Source organism: Salinisphaera sp. SWV1 (assembly GCF_052044155.1).
Taxonomy (GTDB): Bacteria; Pseudomonadota; Gammaproteobacteria; order Nevskiales; family Salinisphaeraceae; genus Salinisphaera.
On the sequence record NZ_JBQDYE010000168.1, the window covers coordinates 1 to 556 of the forward strand.

At 55.0% G+C, this 556-nt stretch carries 1 pseudogene; it reads right to left on the reverse strand.

The window, feature by feature from the left end:
* Nucleotides 1-556 (reverse strand): annotated as a pseudogene (locus ACS8YF_RS20060) (IS3-like element IS2 family transposase); the annotation flags it as partial.

Genomic DNA, 556 nt, shown 5'->3' on the forward strand with positions numbered 1-556 from the left:
ATGCGGATGCCATTCGTTATAATGCTCGAACGCCTCTGCAAGGTTCTTTGCTGCCGTTAACCCGTCTGGTTTGGGCATGATACTGATGTAGTCACGCTTTATCGTTTTCACGAAGCTCTCTGCTATTCCGTTACTCTCCGGACTCCGCACCGCCGTGTTCTTCGGTTCAAGTCCCAACATCCGGGCGAACTGGCGTGTTTCATTAGCCCGGTAGCATGAACCATTATCCGTCAGCCACTCCACTGGAGACGACGGAAGATCGTTGCCGAAGCGGCGTTCCACCGCTCCCAGCATGACGTCCTGTACTGTTTCACTGTTGAAGCCGCCGGTAGTGACCGCCCAGTGCAGTGCCTCACGATCACAGCAGTCCAGCGCGAACGTGACACGCAGTCTCTCTCCGTTATCACAGCAGAACTCGAACCCGTCAGAGCACCATCGCTGATTGCTTTCTTTCACGGCCACTCTGCCTGTATGTGCCCGTTTCGATGGCGGTACAGCAGGTTTTCGCTCAAGCAACAGCGCATTCTGGCGCATGATCCGGTAAACACGTTTGGCA